Annotated in this window: 14 protein-coding genes; 8 read left to right on the top strand and 6 right to left on the bottom strand. The window is 69.6% G+C overall.

Annotated elements, in window-relative coordinates:
- The first annotated feature begins 307 nt into the window (after positions 1 to 307).
- Positions 308 to 1648, top strand: coding sequence for a hypothetical protein (locus E8A74_RS30185; RefSeq protein WP_136932559.1), 1341 nt, complete (start codon positions 308 to 310; stop codon positions 1646 to 1648).
- Here E8A74_RS30185 and E8A74_RS30190 read toward each other — a convergent pair.
- Positions 1617 to 2543, bottom strand: coding sequence for a matrixin family metalloprotease (locus tag E8A74_RS30190; RefSeq protein WP_136932560.1), 927 nt, complete (start codon positions 2541 to 2543; stop codon positions 1617 to 1619). The two genes, E8A74_RS30185 and E8A74_RS30190, sit on opposite strands and share 32 nt — an antisense overlap.
- Positions 2544 to 2559: 16 nt before the next feature.
- Entirely contained in the window at positions 2560 to 2895 is a 336-nt protein-coding gene (gene cyaY, locus E8A74_RS30195) for an iron donor protein CyaY (protein WP_136932561.1), read from the bottom strand.
- Between the two features lie 106 nt (positions 2896 to 3001).
- Between cyaY and E8A74_RS30200 the strand changes: the two genes are divergently transcribed.
- Positions 3002 to 4531 (top strand): serine/threonine protein kinase, encoded by a 1530-nt coding sequence (locus tag E8A74_RS30200; protein WP_136932562.1) that lies wholly within the window; start codon positions 3002 to 3004, stop codon positions 4529 to 4531.
- Positions 4532 to 5026: 495 nt separating this feature from the next.
- Here E8A74_RS30200 and E8A74_RS30205 read toward each other — a convergent pair whose 3' ends face one another.
- A complete protein-coding gene (locus tag E8A74_RS30205; protein ID WP_136932563.1) occupies positions 5027 to 5296 on the bottom strand; it encodes a hypothetical protein in 270 nt (89 codons plus the stop codon).
- A gap of 920 nt (positions 5297 to 6216) precedes the next feature.
- Here E8A74_RS30205 and E8A74_RS55050 point away from each other — a divergent pair.
- From E8A74_RS55050 to E8A74_RS30235, 6 genes are all read left to right on the top strand, one after another.
- A complete protein-coding gene (locus E8A74_RS55050; RefSeq protein WP_232379815.1) occupies positions 6217 to 6711 on the top strand; it encodes a hypothetical protein in 495 nt (164 codons plus the stop codon).
- Positions 6712 to 6734: 23 nt separating this feature from the next.
- Positions 6735 to 6971, top strand: a complete 237-nt coding sequence (locus tag E8A74_RS30215) for a hypothetical protein (protein WP_136932564.1) — start codon at positions 6735 to 6737, stop codon at positions 6969 to 6971.
- Positions 6972 to 7352: 381 nt separating this feature from the next.
- Entirely contained in the window at positions 7353 to 8756 is a 1404-nt protein-coding gene (locus E8A74_RS30220; protein WP_136932565.1) for a sodium:solute symporter family protein, read from the top strand.
- 171 nt (positions 8757 to 8927) lie between these two features.
- The gene (locus E8A74_RS54135; RefSeq protein WP_211365476.1) at positions 8928 to 9875 is read left to right on the top strand and encodes a hypothetical protein; all 948 of its coding nucleotides are present in this window, start codon (positions 8928 to 8930) and stop codon (positions 9873 to 9875) included.
- A 205-nt stretch (positions 9876 to 10080) separates the two neighbouring features.
- A complete protein-coding gene (locus E8A74_RS30230; protein WP_232379816.1) occupies positions 10081 to 13284 on the top strand; it encodes a TonB-dependent receptor in 3204 nt (1067 codons plus the stop codon).
- 24 nt (positions 13285 to 13308) lie between these two features.
- Complete coding sequence (locus E8A74_RS30235) at positions 13309 to 14112, top strand: hypothetical protein (RefSeq protein WP_136932566.1); 804 nt, start codon at positions 13309 to 13311, stop codon at positions 14110 to 14112.
- Between the two features lie 3 nt (positions 14113 to 14115).
- On the opposite strand, the gene E8A74_RS30240 is transcribed toward E8A74_RS30235, so the two are convergent.
- From E8A74_RS30240 to E8A74_RS30245, 3 genes are read right to left on the bottom strand one after another with little or no spacing between them, the layout of a single operon-like run.
- Entirely contained in the window at positions 14116 to 16806 is a 2691-nt protein-coding gene (locus E8A74_RS30240) for an ion transporter (RefSeq protein ID WP_170229481.1), read from the bottom strand.
- 58 nt (positions 16807 to 16864) lie between these two features.
- On the bottom strand, positions 16865 to 17710 hold the full coding sequence (locus tag E8A74_RS52875) for a hypothetical protein (protein WP_170229482.1): 846 nt from the start codon (positions 17708 to 17710) through the stop codon (positions 16865 to 16867).
- Positions 17711 to 17739: 29 nt separating this feature from the next.
- The gene (locus tag E8A74_RS30245) at positions 17740 to 19173 is read right to left on the bottom strand and encodes a vWA domain-containing protein (protein WP_136932568.1); all 1434 of its coding nucleotides are present in this window, start codon (positions 19171 to 19173) and stop codon (positions 17740 to 17742) included.
- Positions 19174 to 19289: the final 116 nt, after the last annotated feature.

Genomic DNA, 19289 nt, shown 5'->3' on the forward strand with positions numbered 1-19289 from the left:
ATACCCCGCCCGGTACCTGCGGCCCCGGGGGTGCCATCGGGACCATTCGGCCCGTTTTTCCCTGCGCCTGGGTCCATCAGCGGTAGATTACAAGCGTCGCTCGGGGACGTCGAAGCAGGAAAACTCGCGGCCCATCGTTTTCTTCTTCGAGCGGGGAATCTCACCACCGGGCGGTCGGGGCCGGACCCGGGGTCGGCCCCGGCGACCACCGGACGAGGGCGGTGGTAACTTTGTCGGCACGGCTGCTCGGGGCCGCGTAGGATGCCGACCGGCGAGGGTTCTAGCCGCCCGCGCGATCGACCGAGCCATGCCGAAGAGGCGTCCCAGCGCCGCAGGTCGCGACCGACGAACAGGCCCGGATCGTCCTCAGCCGACGTGGATCCGCCACCTGCTCGGGGTGGGTCTCGCCGCCGCCGTGGGGTGTTTCGTCGCGCCCGCAAGCGCCGCGCCCGGGGATGCGCAGGCGCAGAAGGGGATCGCCCTCGCCCGGAAGGGGGAGTGCGGCGACGCCGTCCCGCTGCTCGAAGAGGCCGAGGGCCTCCGGCACCGGCCCGAGACCGCGGTCGCGCTCGCGAGCTGTTACGAGATGGCGGCCGAGCTCCTCCAGGCGAGCGCCCTCTACGGCGTCGTCGCCGAGGAGCCGCCCGATCGGACCCACACCCGCGGCGACCGCGCGGCCATCCAGATCGCCAAGCGCAAGCTGCGCGAGATCGAGGACCGCATCCCCACGCTCACCTTCGTGATCCCCAAGGGCTACGAGGGTGTCGTCGTCACGATCGACGGCGAGCCCCTCGAACAGCCGGCCGAGCCGCAGAAGGTCGATCCCGGCGACGAGCTCGCGGTCGTGATGAAGGCCAAGGGCCGCAAGGAGCGCAAGGAGACGATCACCCTCGAAGAGCGCGAGCGCCGCATCGTCACGCTCGATCTCGCGCCGCTCGGAGCCGCGGCCGCGCCCGGGCCCATGGTCCCTTCGAAGGAGCCACGCCTCTGGCTCGGCGCAGCGTACCGCGGCTACGTCATCCCGCGTTTCGCCATGAACATCTTCGGCGACGGCGGGCGCACCGTGATCGCGCCGGGCGGCGCGCTGAGCCTCGTGCGCCCCGCGGGCAACCTCGACATCACCTTCACCCTCGGGTACGCGGCCTTCTTCCTGCCGCCCACGCCCTTCAAGCCGCGCGGCACGCCCGACACCGAGTACGAGATCGTCTCTGCCGATCTCTCCTCCCTCCAGGCTTCGTTCGAGCTCGTATGGAACGTCCCGCTCGATCGCCGGCAGCGCTTCCGCTTCCGCATCGGCGGAGGCCTCGGCGTCGGCTACACCTTCCTCGGCGGCCTCTACCGCACGCAGGCGTATCCGCCCGGCTTTTCGCCCGCGGATCCGTACACCTACCGGCCTTGCACGGCGCCGAACGATCCGCCGGGCAGCTTCCGGTACTGCAACCAGCTCGACAAGGACGTCGACCATTACGGCGGGTACGAAGAGCCGAGCTGGTTCTCGGGCGGCGTGCGGCCGCTCGTCTACCCGTGGATCGTCTTGCCCCTCGTCGGCCTCTCGTTCCGCCCCACGCCGGGCGTCTCGATCGATCTCGACGTCGCGCCGACCCTCTCGGGGATCCTCACCGGCCTCGGCGTGCGCTTCGGGCTCTGATCCTTCGAGCCCCAACGAACCCGAGCGCCACGAGCGCGAGCGCCGGCACCGCGGCTCCCGCCTCCTTCGTGCCCGCCCCGCGCCCCACGCTGCAATCGCCCTCCGTCTGCTTCGCCGCGCACTCCGGCGAGAAGCCGTGGCGGGGCAGGGGATTGCAGCGCGCCGTATCGACGGGCTCCTCCGCGGGCGGATACGCCTCGCAGATCGCCGCGATGTCGTCCGCCGCGAGCGTGCGCGGCAGCAGGCTGCCCGACGTGTAGTTCGGCCACATCGTCGCGTTCGCGTCCTCGGCGTGCGCGAGCCCGAGGAAGTGCCCAGCCTCGTGCGTCATCACGGAGAGCAGATCCGTCTGCACCTCCTCGAGGTTGTCCGACGTCGTGAACGGGAAGCCGTGCGTGTTGACCTCGATGTCCGCGTCGTAGATCTCGCCCGTCCGCGTATCGAACGTCACGGTCGTCAGCGCGATGTTGTGCGGCCCGTCCGGGTGCGTCCACGTCGCGTCACGGAACACCACCACGTTCGCGTTGCCCGCGTTCGAGTTGTACTCGATGCGGTTGCACAAGATCGGCCCGAGGTTCTGCACGTGGATGTTCGGCGGCCCAGGCACCGCCGTCTCGCAGACCGGCTGCTCCCACGCCCGGAACGACTCCTCGACGACCCCCACGGCCAGCGGATACGGCACCTCCTCGGACGCATCCACCTGCACGCTCACGCCCACGCACGGCCGCTTCCAGAGCAGCGGCTTGCAAGCCGGATCGTCCCACGGCGGCGGCCCGCAGAGCTGGCCCTCGGCGCACGTCGAGGCGCGGCAATAAGCGTGTGCGTTCGAAGCAGCGCTCGTCACGAGCGCCATCCCGATCACGAGCACGAGACCGAGGCGAGGCGTCGAGCGCATGGCGGCTCCTCCGCGCTCAGGGGGCGAGCTCGATCGTCCTGCCGAGCTTGCGCGAAAGCACGGCCTGCACGGTCGTCCACAGCTCTGCGCCGTCCTTCGAAGCGTGCCAGCTCGCGCCTCCGGCGCGTGGATCGAAGTGCCAGGCGTTCCGCTCAGCGGCCATCCAGATTTGCCGCGCCGCGCGATGGCTGTTGATGACGTACTTGGTCCCGTCCTGGAACTCGACCGTGAGGACCCCCATCTGCAGATCCACCTCGATCCCGTCCAGGTCGCCGAGCGCTCGCTCGAGCTTGCGCAGCGTGTCGTCCGCGGCGCGTTCGAACTCCCGTTCCGAGATGCCCTCGGTGCTCATGGGTCGAACCTACCTCGGGCGAAGGCGACCGCCAAGCCGCCGCGCCCCGCTTTCGTTTGGCGTCCAGATTGACTAGGATGGGCTGCCACCCGAGGACGCCTCGCGCATGCCGGAGAAGAAGAAGATCACCCCCGGCCTGGTCATCGCCGGCCGGTACAGCGTGATCCAGGAGATCGGCCGCGGCGCGGTCGGCTCCGTGCACCTCGTGCAGCACATCCACACGGACGAGCAGTTTGCCCTCAAACTGCTGCACGACCCGGCCGCGGCGAGCCCCGAGAAGATCGCCCGCTTCCGCGTGGAGGCGCGCGCCCCGGCGAGGATCGACAGCGACCACGTGGTTCGCATCACGGACGCCGACGTCGCGCCCGAGCTGAACGGCGCGCCCTTCTTCGTGATGGAGTACCTGCGCGGTCGTGACCTCGGCGCCGAGCTCGACATGCGCGGCCCGCTCCCCGCCCCCGAGGTCGTGCTCTACATGCGCCAAGCAGCACGCGCGCTCGACAAAGCGCACGCCCTCGGCATCGTCCACCGCGATCTCAAGCCAGAAAACCTCATCCTGATCGAGCGCGACGACGGCGTGCCATGCATCAAGCTCGTCGACTTCGGCATCGCCAAGCTCACAGGCGACGCAGCCACGATCGCGCAGATCGTCTCGCGCACACAGACCGGCCGTATCTTCGGCACGCCGCTCTTCATGTCACCCGAGCAAGCCACAGGCCGCGTCTCGCTCGTCGGTCCCGCGACAGACGTGTGGGCCCTCGGCCTCGTCGCGAACCGCCTCCTCACGGGCCGTGATCATTTCGAATCCGACACCGTCGCCGAGCTGATCGGCAAAATCGCATACGACCCCATCCGCCCCCCAAGCGAGCTCGGCACGATGCTCGGCCCTGCCTACGACGCCTGGTTCCTCCGCTGCTGCCACCGCGAAATCGGCAAGCGCTTCCGCTCCGCAGGCGAAGCCGTCACCGCGCTCGCCGCCGCCCTCGGCGTCGAAGAGGGCGACGCGCTCATCGACGCCGTCATCTCCTCACGACGCGCACTCGGCGGCATGGCGTACAGCGAGACGATGCGCGCGCCGCCCTCCTCAGGCCGCGACTCCATCGACATCCTCCTCGACGCCCTCGAATCCAAAGGCCCCCCCGCGCCATCCGTGCCCGCGAGCGCATCCACATTCCCCGCCATCAAGCCTCCCCCCGTCCCCAAGCTCCCCGCCACACTCTCAGACCCCGAGCTGCCCGCGCACCTACGCCCGCCGCCGAGCACGACCGCCGTCACAACCTCCGCCGACGTCACCGTACAGCCAACCCTCGACCCCCCACCCGCACCCCGCGCCTCACGCGGCGCCCTCGTCGTCGGCCTCGTCATCGCCGCAGCACTCGCCGCAGGTCTCGTGATCGGTCTCGGCTTCGTCGGCTCAAGCCGCACGAGCGAGCCCCTCACCACAACAAGCGCCTCGCCCGCCACCTCAGGTCTCCCCTCATCCGTCCGCGCAGGCGTCACGCCCCCACCCTCGACCTCTCGATCGACCCTCCTCCCCGCCACCACGATCGCGCCAGCCCCCTCCGCCTCGGTCGCGCCCAGCGTCCCTCCGCGAGGCACCGTGCCCCGGAAGGATCCGCTGTACGGTCGACACTAGAGGCAGGTCTGGTTGGGGCCGTGGCGCCGGGGCGCTGCCCCGGTCCCCGCGGGGGCTCTTCGCCCCTCGACCCGAACCAGGGCCAGCCCTGGACCCTTTGGGGAAGAACTGCGCGATGCGCAGTTCTTCCCACAGGCCGTTGGGACCGCGTTGCCGGCTGAACCGTCAGCGCTGTCGTCTTGGCTGGCGGGGTCGCTCGTGGTCTTGACTCGGCCCGTTCGATGAACTGCGCGATGCGCAGTTCATCGAGCCTGGGTCCAGCGCCTCGCTGGTCCGGGTCCCGGGGCGGATAGCCCCGGGTGGGGCCTGGGGCAACGCCCCAGCGAAGCGCTTCCCAGATGAGACCAATGCTCAGGGCACGGCCTGGACCGAGGTGGAAGAACTGCGCGATGCGCAGTTCTTCCAGCGAGCCGGTGGCAAGACCATGGAGGTGGATTTCAAGCAGGCGACGGGCACCGCTCGGCCTCTGCGCGCTCGCAGCGCAGTCGCTCTCGCTCAGCCCTCGTTCGTCGGCGTCGTCTCCTCCAACCCGCTCCCACCCGCCGCCTCCTCCGGAAGCTGCTCCTCCCCCGTCTTCGGATCCACGTCCGGCGTGCTCCTTCGCGTGCGGATGTTGTGTCGGATGGCCTCATTTTGCTTCACGACGGGCGCGAGCAGCGCGGCACGTTTTTCTGCGTGGTCGCCCGTCGGCTCGTCGTATGTGCCGAGGATCCTGGCGACGATCCGCAGGAGGTAATTCTGTCCGGCCTCGCGCGCGGCTTTCACGGTGCCGAATTCGAGGGTATCGCGTCAAGCCGCACGGGGCCCCTGGAGAGCCCTCCGCGTGTTGGAATCTTGCGTGCAGGAGGGCCTCGGAGGGTTTCGTCTGGCCGAGGGCGCGCGTGCAGGCGGGCCTCGGGGGGCTCGTCGCGGCCGCGATCGGAGATGCAAGCGCCGCCGAAGGGCTCGCATGCGCGAGGGGGCGCCCGGTTCGAATGCGAGGGGGCCTCGAACGACCGCGCGCCGCGGCCGAAAGGAGGGCGCCACCTCGCGAAACGACGGCGGGCGGCGCGCGTGCGTGGGCCGGTCAGGGCTTCGAGGACGAGAGGGCGCGGCCGAGGCGGGGCCTCCCGGAGGCCAACGCGCGGGCGAGAGAGCCCGAAGCTCGGGTCCCGGGAGGCCCATGCATGGCGAAGGTCGCGGAGGGCGAAGGCGCTTCGAGGCTTCGGGGCGGCGAAGGTCGCGCGAAGGCGGGGCACCGGGTGGATTTTGTACACGCGGCGCGGTGAAGCGGAGAGCAGCTCATGCCTTCGGGGCGGGGGAGCGCGGCGGGAGGGAAGGGGGCGATAGGGTTTTGTGTGGCGGAGAGGCGCGAGGTCCCGAAGCCTCGGGGGGGAAGGCATGCGCGGGGGTCGTGAAAACATGAGGGGGAAGGGCTGACGAGGGGAGCGCGTCGCCCGAGTTCTCGCCCCCAGAGGGCCTTTGCGTCGAGCGGCGCGGAGAGGGCTCGACCCCCGGAAGGCCGATGCTTCGGGCGCGGCGGCGAGGACGACCCGCGGAGCATCGAGAAGCGCGTCGAGAAGTATCGCATCCGGAGCGAGAGCCCGCCCGACGAGCCGAGGCGACCGAAGAACAACGTCCACGGCGTGCTTTCGAACGAGCCGCAACGACCGTCCTCGACGGGCATTTTGAGCGAAGAAGGCGTCTTGCCCTCGCGCGACGAGGTGCATCCGCGGAAATGCATAGACGAGCATTGCACGCTCGTGGATCGAGGCGGCGCGCTACCGGAATACGCATTCCGGCAGGGGGCGCCGGTCATGAGCGTGGTGCCGCATGAATGCGAAGAGAAGACGACGCATGGAATCGTCCATGTCTCGGACGCCTCCGGCAGTGGCCGCGACTGCGACCAGGAGCAGATCGACTGCTTCCGGCGCTGCTGGCGGGTGAAGCCACCGTGGCCGATGAAGAAGGGCACGTGGGCTCACTACCGTTACTGCCAAACCAAGTGCCTTGCAGCGTACATGGACTGTTTGGCAAGCGAGGGGCTTCGACGAACATTCGAGACGATAGCAGAGGCTGCCGCTTGGCTGAAGCGCCATCCGGAAGTCGCCGCCGGGACAATCGTCGTGATCGGTGGCATTGTGTACGTGGTATCGACCGGCGGGGCGGGCGCGCTCGTGCTCATCCCCCTGGGCGCATGAGCTTGCTAGCGGGAGGAACAACAATGAGCCGTGGCCATCCGAACTTTTTGCCCGACGAGACACTGAGGACGCTGGAGGTCATTGCAGAAAAATATGACGAAGGCTCACCTGAGCGCGCGGCGCTCGAGGTCGCAGCCAAGGGACTCCTGTTCATACACGCTGCTGAACATGGGAATGCATTCGTCACATACCTCGAACAGTTCGACGCCGAGCTCATGGAAGAGCAGCGTCGGCACCTGGAAAGGATGGGTCTCCGCTAGCAGCCTGTGGAATTATCGTCGCGAGCGCCCCGAAGCTAGGGCGACGGAGCGAGGAATCCTGAAGGATTTCGAGCGATGTCGACCGACGATTCGGGGCGCGCAGCAGATAAGTCCACAGGCTGCTAGGGCCAGAGCACCCGCATTGCTCGATGCCATCCGACCGAACAACGACCGCATTCCCGGGGGACCCCAGGCAGTCCTTGGTCCTGCCGGGTGTGGGCCAGATGTGGCAGTCCTCGACGAGGTCGCAGACGCAACCATCATCACCCTGGATGAGAGGGACGAACGGTTGTCACTCCCCCAGAGCCTCCTCGAGGAACGCCGCATCCGGTGTGCGCCGGGCATATCCCCACCTCGACCCTCCTGCTAGGATCCGAACCGTTGCCTCCCGATCGCCTCATCACCCTCCTCGTCGTCGCTGGTTACCTCCTCGCGCTCATCCTCGCCGGTGCCTACGTCACCCGACGATCGAAGGGCTTCTCCGATTACGTCACCGGCGGCGGCAAGATCCCCGCGTGGATGCTCGCCCTCTCCTTCATGGCGAACTTCGTCAGCTCGAACTCCTTCGTCGGCCACGCCGGCAAGAGCTTCGAGGTCGGCCTCGGCTGGTGTGTCGTCGGCGGCTTCCTCGTCGTCGCCTGCACGCTCTCCTTCCACCTCTTCGCCCCGCGCTTCGCCGAGTTCGCGCGGACGAACGGCGCCCTCACCCTGCCGGACTTTTTCGAACGCCGCTTCGGATCCCGCCCGCTCGCAGTCTTCGTCCAATGGATCGTCGTCCTGACGACCCTGCTCTACGTCCTCGCCGTCTTGCGAGGCACGGCCCTCGTCGTCGCGTCGGGCCTCGGCCTCTCGTATTCCGCGGCGCTGCTCGTCGTGTACTTCGTCACGATCGTCTATTGCCTGCTCGGCGGCTTATGGGCGGATGTGCTCACGGACGTCGTGCAATCGGTCGTCCTCCTCGGCGGCGCGGTCCTGCTCTTCGTCGCGGTCCTCTCCGCCTCGCCCGAGCCCTCCGCGCCCGCGCCTCCGCCGATCCGTCCCCTCTCCGTCGCGCAGCTCGTCGCCGTCGGCCTCTCGGGCGCCGTCAAACTCGTCGCCGACCCCAAGCAGGTCATGGTCTTTTATGCCTTCGGCGACGGCGCGCAGGCCCGCCGCTTCCGGCACTTCGCGCCCCTCCTGCTCCTCCTCGTCCTCGGCTGCCTCTTCCCCGTCGGGTATTTCGCGCGCTCGCTCGTCCCCTTCGTGCGTGACGTCGACGAAGTCGTCCCCCGCCTCGTCTTCGAGCGGGGCCTCCTCGGCGCGGCCTTTGGCCCCATCTTCCTCGTCGCGCTCCTCGCGGCCTCGATGTCCTCGCTCGACTCTGCATTGCTCGTCGTCGCCTCGTGCCTCGAAAAACACGTCGTCGCGGCGCTCGCCCGACGCGAGCCGAGCGAGCGCCGCACCCGCGGGATCCTCTTCCTCGTCGCGACCCTCGTCCTCCTCCTCTCCTTCCGCCCCCTCGGCGACATCGTCTCCCTCTCGACCCTCGCGGGCGCCCTCCTCGGCGCCTCGCTCCTGCCCCTCCTCTGTGTAGGCCTCTTCGGACAGCCGATTCCCCCACGCGTCGCATACGTCTCCCTCACGCTCGGCCTCGTGGGAGCCCTCGCCGGCAAGTTCGTCCCGCTGGCGCTCGGCGTCCGCTCGCCCTGGCTCCAGGACATTTTCGTCGGCCTCCTCCTCGCGATCTTGCCCCTCGCCATCCATTGGGCCCGCCGCCCCCGCGTCTCCGCTTCCGTTCCCGGCTGATGGTCCCTCCGGCCGCGACGCATGGAGGCGTCGCCTGGACGAAGACCTGTTTTTCGCGGACGTACAAAGCGCGCTGAAATTCGAGAAAAGCCCCAGGTCTGCCGTGGAGGTTCCGTTTTTTACGGGTCAGACTCCTCCCCGGAACATCTGACTTCTTTCTGGGGGGCTTACATGGACACGAATCGAGCATTCGTGGCGGGCGCCATGCTCTTGGCATGGGGAGCGCTCGCCGCGTGTCGTGGCTCGGATGCGATCGAACAGAGAACGGGCCCCGGGGGTGCGTCGGACGAGGTCACCACGAGCACCGGCGGGAGCGTCGGCGCCGCGACCGTGGGCGCCGGCGGCGCCGGAATGGGCGGCGCGGGAGGCGATACGAACGGGACCGGCGCAGGCGGTTCCCTCGGGGAAGGCGGAGGCGGAAGCGGAAGCGCAGGCGCAGGCGGAAGCGGAGGCGCAGGCGGAAGCGGAGGCGCAGGTGCAGGCGGAATCGATCCCACCGGCGTCGGCGGTTCCGGCAGCGCATCGGCCGGCTGCTCTGCCGAGCTCGATTGTGACGACTTCATCGACTGCACCCTCGACAAATGCGTCGCCGGCGAATGCAACCATGATCCGGACAGCGCGAAGTGCGCCGACGAAAAGATTTGCAACGGCGTGGAGACCTGCGACCCGCAGTTCGGCTGCACGAGCGGCGCGCCCGTGAACTGCGACGACGGCATTGCCTGCACCTACGACCTCTGCCACGACCCGACCGGCACCTGCGTCCATGACCCGCGGGACCACCTCTGCGACGACGGCGCCTTCTGCAACGGCGTCGAGGTCTGCCATCCGCTCCAGGGCTGCATCGAGGGCACGCCCGTCACGTGCAGCGACGGCATCGCTTGTACCGACGACGTCTGCGACGAACGGCTCGATACCTGCAAAGGCATCCCGAACCACGCCCTCTGCCCCTGCAACCAGACCTGCGACCCGATCCAGCGCGGCTGCGGCGACGTCTGCAACGTCGTGACGTGCCAAGGCGAGGTCTACGCCTGCGGGGACTGCGTCGACAACGACGGCGACTGCAAGACCGACACGGCCGACGAACAATGCCAGAGCCCCTGCGACGACACCGAGCAATGAAGGCGCCGCGCCCCGCCGCTTGCGCAACCTGATCGAATGGCCTTGCGCGACTTGCGCAAGGACCTCTTGCGCAAATCGCGCGCCGTGAAACCCGCCCCGCCCGCGAACTCCCTCGTTTCGCGCCAATACCCTCTCCGTCCCCGTGTGGCACGGTCGCTGCTCTTGCGGCCGTCGAGCCCGCGGGGTGGGCTCGAGGGAGGTCCACGTGAGACGGCCGAATCGAGTATTTCTCTTCTGCGCGCCGGCCCTCGCCACGGCGATCGTCTGCTTCGGCAGCGATGCGCTCGCGCAGGGCAGCGCCACCGTGCAGGGCAAGGTCATCAATGCCGAGACGAACCAGCCGGTCCCGAACGTCGTCGTTACGGCCACCTCGCCCGCGCTCCAGGGCGAGGAGCTCGTCGTGACCGACAAGGCGGGCAATTACCGCATCCCGAGCTTGCCGCCCGGCGACGCCTACGTCATTCGCGCCGACGGCGGCAGCGGCTTCCGGCCCTTTGCCTCCAAGCCCTTCACGCTCCGCGCGGGCGGCTCGGCGCTCGTCCAGATCCAGATCCTCCCCGAGACCATGGAAACCGGCATCGTGATCGTCGTGGAAGCCACCCCGCCGGTCATCGATTACACGACCGGCGTCAAGACCAGCGTCGGCCCCGAGTTCACCCGGCGCGTCCCGACGAACCCGCCGACCGGCAAAGGCGGCGCGACCCGCTCCTTCGAAGGCCTCGCCACCATCGCCCCCGGCACCTTCACGGACACCTACGGCGTCTCCGTCAATGGCACGACCTCCCCGGAGAACGGCTTCGTCATCGACGGCCTCTCCGCGAATGACGCCGCGTTCGGCATCCTCGGCACGCCGCTCTCCAGCGAGTTCGTCCGCGAGGTCAACGTCATCACGGCCGGTTATCTGCCCGAATACGGCCGCTCGATCGGCGGCGTCATGGATGTCGTCACGAAGAGCGGCTCGAACGCGTTCCACGGCTCCTTCTTCAGCGCCATGACGCCCGGCGCGCTCGAAGGCGAGCGCACCCGTATTCCCCGCGTGGGGAGCACCATCCAGACGAACCCGAGCCTCGCGACCATCCAGGACATCGGCTTCGAGCTCGGCGGCCCCATTCTGCAAGATCGGCTCTGGTTCTTCACCGGCATGAGCCTCGCGATCCAGAAGACGCGCCTCGAACGCTCGCTGAACAAGCTCCTCTACGTCGAAAACCCGGACGGCACGCCCGCCGTGGACTCCATGGGGAACCCCATTCCGATCCGCGATTCCGAGACCGGGTTTCAGCAGACCTCGCTCCTGCCAGGGACGAAGACCACCCAGTACGCCACGAGCCGGACGTACCAGTACATCGGAAAGCTCACGTTCAAGGCCAACCAGGACCACAACATCTCGCTCTCGGTCTTCGGCGTGCCGCAGACCTCGGGCGGCGCCGGCGATTATCCGTTCAACCTCCAGACCGGCGGCTCTGCGCCGAACCTGCAAGGGCCGTACTCGGCGTTCGGCGGGATCAACGAATCGTTCTCGAACAACGTCGTCCTGAAGACCTCCTCGTCCTTCAAGGAGAAAAAGTACCTGCTCGATACGACGATCGGCTGGGTCCATGGCTCGATCACCCAGGCCGCCGCCGACGGCAGCGGCGTCGCCGACATCGGCTCGCCGGGCACCATGGCGGGGATCCCGAACGTCGGGTGGCGCAGGTCCTCGGGCGGGCGGTATCCGATCACCGAATTCGAGAACCTGCCGGCGGCCGCGCGCGAGGCGTGCGCCCCCGGCGGCAGCGCGGAGATCGCCTCGCTTTATTGCCCCGTCGTCAACTACGCCACGGGCGGCCCCGGCCTTTTGCGCCAGGCCTCGCAGAACCGCATCCAGGGCCGGGCCATCTTCACCGCGATCGGCAGCCTCCTCGGCCAGCACATCCTGAAGGCCGGCATTGATTTCGAGGCCCTCGATTACACCAGCGCCCGCGGCGTGAGCGGCGGCAATGCGTTCCGCGAGACCCCGGACGGCGCCTTTTTCCTCGACGCCCGCCGCTTCGGCTTCTTGGAAGGCCCCGACCGCCCCGTCTTCTTGAACTCGTTCTCCACCACCTCGCGCTCCTATACCGTGGGCGGGTTCGTCCAGGATAGCTGGAACATCCTCGACCGTGTCACGTTGAACCTCGGCGTCCGGTACGACGCGCAGGTCGTCACGGGCAACGACGGTCGCATTGGCATGACGCTCCCGAACCAGTGGTCGCCCCGCGTCGGCGTCATCTGGGATCCGACCCAAAAAGGCAAAGCCAAGATCTTCGGCAATTTCGCGCGGTTTTACCAGGCCATCACCCTGAACCTCGTCGACCGCTCCTTCCCCGGCGAGCTCCAGATCTACTCCCTGCGCGGCTCGAACGTCTGCGATCCGCGGGATCCCGCGCAGGTCCGCGGCGCTTGTGACGACCCGCAGAACCTCACCACGATCAACGGAAACACCGATCCTACCCGGAAATTCGGCGCCACCGGCTCCGACCGTGTCCCCGTCGATCCGGACATCAAGCCCCAGTCCTCCGACCAGCTCGTCCTCGGCGGCGAATACGAGCTCTTCACCGGCGCGCGCATCGGCGGCGCGTACACCCACCAAACGCTCAACCATGCCGTCGAGGACATGAGCCGGGACGAGGCGAACACCTACTTCATCGGAAACCCCGGCCACGGCATCGCCAAGGACTTCCCCGAGGCCGTCCGCGATTACGACTCGTTCATGATCTTCTTCGAGAAGGCGTTTGCGAATCGCTGGCTCGCGCAGGCGAGCTACACCGCGGCCTATCTGCGCGGCAACCTCGCCGGCCTCTTCCGGCCCGAGACGCAGCAGCTCGACCCGAACATCAACTCCGATTTCGACCTCATCTCGCTCCTGCCGAACCGCGAGGGCCCGCTCCCCGGCGACCGCACCCACTCCATCAAGGTCTTCGGCGCCAAGGAGTTCGTCCTGCCGGGCAACGTCAGCATCAGCGTCGGCGGCAGCTACACCGCCCGCTCGGGCACGCCCATCAACGTCCTCGGCGCGCACCCGCAATACCTCACGGGCGAGGTCTTCATCTTGCCGCGCGGCGAAGGCGGCCGGACGCCGTGGGTCCATTCGATCGACACGAACGTCACGGCCGGCTTCCAGCTCGGCAAGGACAAGAGCGTGACCTTCGGCGTCGACATCTTCAACATCTTCAACTTCCAGGCCGTGACCGGCGTGGACTCGAATTACACGTTCGCCGACGTCCGCCCCATTGCCGGAGGCACCATGGACGACCTCCCGGCGGCGAAGGGCAAGCTCGTGTACTGGGACGGCCAGCCCTTCAACGACGTCGACAAGAATCCCAATTTCGGAAACCCCAACGCATTCCAGCTCCCGAGGCAGGTCCGCTTCAACGCGCGGGTCACCTTCTGAGCGCGCCGACGAGGAGACGAAACCATGAAACAACGTCATTCCTTCCTCGCCGCCGCGGCCCTCGGCCTCGGCCTGGCCTCGTTCGGCGGCGCCTCGTGCTCGCAGCCCCCGATCCAGTGCGTCGTCGGGCACGGGCCCTTCATTGCGAAATACACGCTCGTCTCTGGGACGGGCGCGTGCGCCGACCTCGTCGGCGAGGAGATCGGCCTCTCCACGTTCCTCGCGCCGAACGAAGATCGGACCCTCGCCGATTACGACAAGCGCAGCATCGCCGTCCAGTCCGACACGTTCGGCGGCCTCGTCCGGGAGCGCGAGGGGCTCGGGGCAGGGGAGGACGACATTCCTTATGCGCTCGGCGCGTCCACGACGAACCCCGACGAGCGGGATCTTTGTTTTGCCGGCGGCGCCGCGGGCACGACCGCGCTCGCGGCCGCGGAGCTCGATCTGCCGGAGGCCGAGATCATGGACGACATGGGAAACCCCGTCACGTTGCCCGCGAAGCGGCTCCGACAAACGTGGGAGAACCTCTCCGTGTACGTGACCGCCGCCGCGCCGGGCACGCAGATGGTCGGCACGATGACGTACGAGGACCTCATCGAGGGCTGCTCGGCGACGTACACGTTCGTCGCGCTCTTCCCGGCGGTCCACTGCGCGAAGGCCGACGCCGACGGCAAACCCACGAACGAGCCGGACGACGCGCTCTGCGCGACCACCGGAAACGCCGCCGAAGGCGTCACGCCCTCCGGGATCAACCCCGATTACCGCGTGAAATGTGATCCCACGCTGCTTTATTGCGTGCTCGACGAGACGCCGCGCGCCGCGCCCTGATCCTCAGGCGCTCGCAGAGGCCCCGAACGGACTCACGCTCCGCACCGCGGGTGTTCGCTCCCGCGCCTCGCGCGCGGCCGGCTCTTCGAGATCACGGCTCTCGGCGAGCGCGTAGATCGCCACGATCTCCGAGAGATCGAAGCTCCGATCCCGCGGCGGATTGAGCAGCACCTCCAGCCGCTCCCGCGCCTTCTCGTCCACGGTCCGCCGCTCGATCGCGATCGGAATCACCTGCCGCGGCGCGAGCGCCTCCCGCAGCTCGTCGAACCGCACGGCGCCCTTCGCCTCCGCCGCGTGGTCCCCCGGCTCCAGCCGCACGATCTCCTGGCCGTATTCGCCGAGGATCTCGTCGTAGAGCGCGGTCACGCCGGGCACGAACGCGCTGTGCACCATGAAGTAGTTCTTGATCCGGTCGGTGCTCACGAGCGAGAGCCGCAGCCTATCCGCCGACGCGAACCCGCATTTCTTCGCGTCCACGAGCCTGCGCGCGTGCTCGCCCTTCTGCACCGAGGCGAACTCCGCGAGCACGTGCAGCCGCTCGCCCCGCGCGAGCTCGCCGCGCTCGAGCGCCGCCACGAACCGGAGCAGCCGCATCGTCGTCCGCGCGTCCCGATCCACCGCGTCCGGCTCGCTCAGGAAGATCACGGCGCCCACGGGCCCGCCTTTCTTCGCGCACGCCACCGCGAACGACGCGAGATCGTGCCCGCGCTGCGTGTACACGGTCACCCGCCCGCCGTGCTCCAGCGGCATCGTCACGCCCTCGCGCCCCGGCGGCGGCACGTCGCGCTCGATGCCGATGCCGAGCGACGCGAGGCGCGCCGCGAGCGGCATCCGCTCGTCACCGCGCTCGCCGAGCACGAGCGTCGCGTCCACGCCCGGCATGAACCGCGCGAGCTCTTGCACCATCGACGGCAGCGCCGGGCTGTAGCCCACGACGAGCACGCGCGAGAGCAGCCCCCGCGCCATGTGCGTGTCCTCGGCCCACGTGTGGACCTCGGGCCGCGGCGCCGCCGGCGGATCCACCCGCGTGATCCCGCGCCCCATCACGAGATCCCGCCCGTACCTGCGCAGCGGCGCGTACGTCGCCGTGACCCCGATGATCCCGCGGAGCAGCTTCGTCGGGATCTGCCCCGCGCGCGCCCCGAGCTTCCACGCGCCCGAGCCCACCTCCGGATCCCGCAGCGGGTTCAGCCATTGCTCCAGGTTCGCCACGGGCACGAGCCCGCGTGTCCGCCGCGGCGTCGTCTCCCCCAGGAACACCCCGGTGAGCAGCACGCCGCGCTCCTCGTACGCCGCCCGCGCGAGCCGCTCGAACGGGACGAGACCGTCCTCGCCGCCGAGCGCCTCGATCGCCTCGACCTCGCCGGGCTCCACGAACATGTGCGTGTAGAACTCCGACCCGTCGGCCGTCATGAGGTCCGTGTAGAGCGCCTCGACCCCCGGCGTGACGAGGTGCTGACACAAAAAAAGACCGAGGAAACGCGGCATGTCGAGCGGGAACGTAGGAGGTCCACCGATCGCCATCACGAGCGCGCGGTTCTCGCTCTCCACCACCTCGACGAAGACCTGCGCGTCGTGGTTCTGCGCGCGGAACGACGCGAGCGTCATCGTCGTCACCGCGTCCGCGTCGGGCCCCGCGTCCGCGCGGGAGAGCAGGATCGCGCGTTTCGCCGTCGCCGCCGACACCCGCGCGAGCGCGTCCGGATCCCAGCCGTCGCCCTCGCGGTACATCACCCACCGCATCATCGGCTCGTAGAGGTACCCGGGCGGGTTCTCCGTCGTCCCGAGCAGCGCCATCCGCGGCAGGGCGTGCCGGCGCGGCATCGCCCCGCGCCCGAGCATCCATTGCAGGATCTCCGCCGGCCGGAAGAAGCTCCGCAGCATCCGGTTTCGCTCGTAGAGCCGCGCGAACTCCCGCACGAGCATCTCCGCCTCGTGCACCGGCCCGATCACCAGCGAGTGCTCGTCGTAGTCGACCGTGCGCCGCCGCTCGGCCCGCACCACCTGATCGACGATGTTCGAGCCGATGCCGATGATGAACGACACCATGAACACGCCGACGAGCGTGAGCCCCAGCGAGAGCAGCGCGATCGGCGCCGGCACGTTGATCGTCCCGACCAGGTTGTCCGCGCTCTCGAGCTGCCGGAACGCCCACCACACCCGATCGAAAAAATCAGCGTCGGTCCCGACCCCGTCGCCCGTGTAATCGTAGCGGATCGCCAGGTGATCCAGCACCACGGCCGCGCCGAACGCGAGCGACCAGACCGCGACCGTCACGAGCCCGAACTGCTGGAGCTGCTCGCGCCGCGTCACGATCGCGTACACATCGGCCGCGAGCTCGCGGGCGAAGCGCAAGAGGAGCAAGAGCCGCGCGAGCCGGAGCGAGAGCAGCGGAGCGACGTACCTGGGATCGCCGATCTGCTCAAAGGGCACGAAGCTCAGGAGCGCGAGCAGATCGACGACCAGGAAAAACCATTCGAAGCGCTTGATCTCCTCTCGGGGCCGGCGCAGGGCGATCCAGCGCAGCGCGAGCTCGACCGTGAAGACCGCGAGGAAGACGGGCCGGAGCGCGTTCTCCAGCCGGGGCAGGGGCAGGAGCGAGACGAGGATGCTGATCGCGAGCGCGATCTTCACCGGCCGTTTGTCGAGCAGCGCGGCGACGCGGCGGGGGAGGCTCGGTGCCCGGGGGGCCATCACGCCCGAGCATAGACCCCCGGACGGCCGCGTTTCCAGCGGCCTCCGCGCGCCGCCGTCACGACGAGAGCAAGGCCTCGCTCGTCGCTTCGAGCTTCTCCCCCGTCGCCTCCACGACCTCCAGCGCCCGCACGTCCTCGCTCGCCTCGGCCGCGTGCGCCGTGTCGGCGAGCAGGTACGCGCGCCGGAGCGCCGCCACGTGCGCGCCGATGCGTTGATCCACGCGCCGCGCCACCGCCGCGGGCGCGTCCGCGAGCGCGCCCTTTCCCCCGGCGCGCGCTCGTTCGAGCCGCGCGCGCGCCTCGCCGAGCCGCACGAGCGCCTTCCAGCTCGCGCGCACCTCGCGCGCCGCCGCCGCGTCGAGCAGCCGTTCGTCCACGTGCCTCCGCAGCGCCGCGCCTTCCCGCAAGGACGCGCCCGCCTCCTCGCCACCATCCTCCGCGAGCCCGTCGAGCGCGTACGCGACCGGATCATCCGCCTCCACGAAGAGCGGCAGCGCAGCGAGCACGGCCGCGACGAGCGACGCGACCACGCGGATCGACGCGGAGCCGCTCCCGTACGCCGCCGTGATCGTCCCCGCGAGCGCGCCTGCGACGAGCGCGCCGCCCACGTGCACGAGCCGCGCCGCCCCGGCCTTCACCCGCGTCGTCCGCTCCGCGTACGCGAACGCCACGAGCGCCGCGCCGGCCGCGGCCGGGGACGCCGGCCCCACGAGCGCCGCGGCGAGCGCCCCGAGCGCCCCGCCTGCCGCGGCGAGGCCCTCGATCGTCGCGCTCGCCGCGATCGAGAGCAGCACGCCCAGCGCGAGCAGCGCGATCGATCCGGTGACGAGCCCGAGCCGGCCCGCGAAGGGCCACAAACCAAACGCCGCCGCGGCGGCCACGAGGAGGGCGAGCTTCCGCATGATTCCTTGCATCTCCAACGGGTTGTCGTTCAGTACGAGGCCGCGCGGCCGAGGTTCGAGAACTCCTTGTCGGCCATGCTCCGCGCCGCCGCCTTCGCGCCCGCGCTCTTCGGCGGCGCCGCGTGGATCTCCTTCTTCGCCCGCTCGTACGCGTCCACCTGCGCCTGGATCGCCGTCGCGGCCGGCGCGGGCGCCGCCTCTGCCGCGGCCTTCAGCGCGCCGATGTTCTCGTCGACGATCCGCTGCGCCGCCTGCATGTCGCCTTGCTCCAGCGCCGCGGCCGCCTCGATCTGTCGGCTCGACGCGAGCGCGCTCGTCGCCTCCGCGAACGCCGCCCGATCCACGCTGCGCTCCGCCTCCCGCGTGTCGGCCGTCCCATGCACATCGAGCGGCGACAGCGCCACGCGCGTCCGCTCTCCGCCCACGAGCGACCAGCCCACCTCGCCGCCGATCGAGAGCTTTTGCCCTGCCTCCGCGTTCGCCGCGAGCTCCACGACCACGCGCCGCTCATCGCCCGCGAAGAGCGAGCCGATCCGCAACCGCACCTCACGCCCATCGTTCTCCGTCCGCGCCTCCGCGCCGATCGCCCGGACGAACCGCACGCCCTCGGGGAGCACGAGCTGCGCCTCCGTCGCCTCGACCGTCGTCGCGGCCGTCTCTTCGAGCTCGCGGCGCAGGAACGTCCGGAGGGCCGCGCCGTCCTTCACGAACGCGAAGTTGCCGCGCCCTGCCTCCGCGACCCCGCCCATGTACCCCGGATCGAAATCGAGCCCGATCCCGAGCGACGACACCGTCACCCGATCCTCCACGCCGTCCCGCGCGATCCGCTCGGCCGCGATGCGCCCGCTGTCGAGCCCGTCGCTCACGAGGACCACCCGCTTCACGCGCCCCGGCGAGGCGTTCGCCAGCGTCCCCATCCCTTGCGAAAGCGCCGGCGGGATGTTCGTCCCTCCGCTCGCGGAGAGCTCCGAGATGTTCGCGAGGAGCCGCTCGCGCACGTCGCCCACGCGCGCGAGCGGCTGCAGGACCTCGCTGTCCGACGCGTAACGCACGAGCGTGATCTGATCGTCGTCGCGCAGCTCGCGGATGAGCTCCGCCACGGCTTCCTTGGCCTGCTTCATCTTGCTCTCGGTCATCATCGAGCCCGACGTATCGAGCACGATCGCGAGCGCGAGCGGCGCCCGCTCCCGCGTGTCCGTAGGGTCGGCCTTGATCCGCAGCACCGCCGAGACCCGCGCCTCGCTCCCGCCGAACACGCGCGATTGCGTCAGCGTGATCGACCCGCGCGCGCCGGGCCCCGAGAACGTCGCGCCCGCGCCTCCTTCGCTCGGGCTCGCGAACGCCACGTTCGTCCGCGCGCCGAGCGGCGCCCTGTGCAGGATGAGCCCTCCTGCGCAGAGCGCGAGCAGGCTCGCGGCGAGCGCGCGGCGGGTGCGGGGGACACGGAGCCATCGGTTCGTCATGACACACTTCTCCCGGTACGCGCTGGACGCCCGGCGCGTGGAAACATCGCCCCTCGGGCGCTCACGGGGGGGAGCGCGCGGGGCGACGAACGTCAGTGGCGCACGTCTACGGACGA

The sequence above is a fragment of the Polyangium fumosum genome, assembly GCF_005144585.1.
Taxonomy (GTDB): Bacteria; Myxococcota_A; Polyangia; order Polyangiales; family Polyangiaceae; genus Polyangium; species Polyangium fumosum.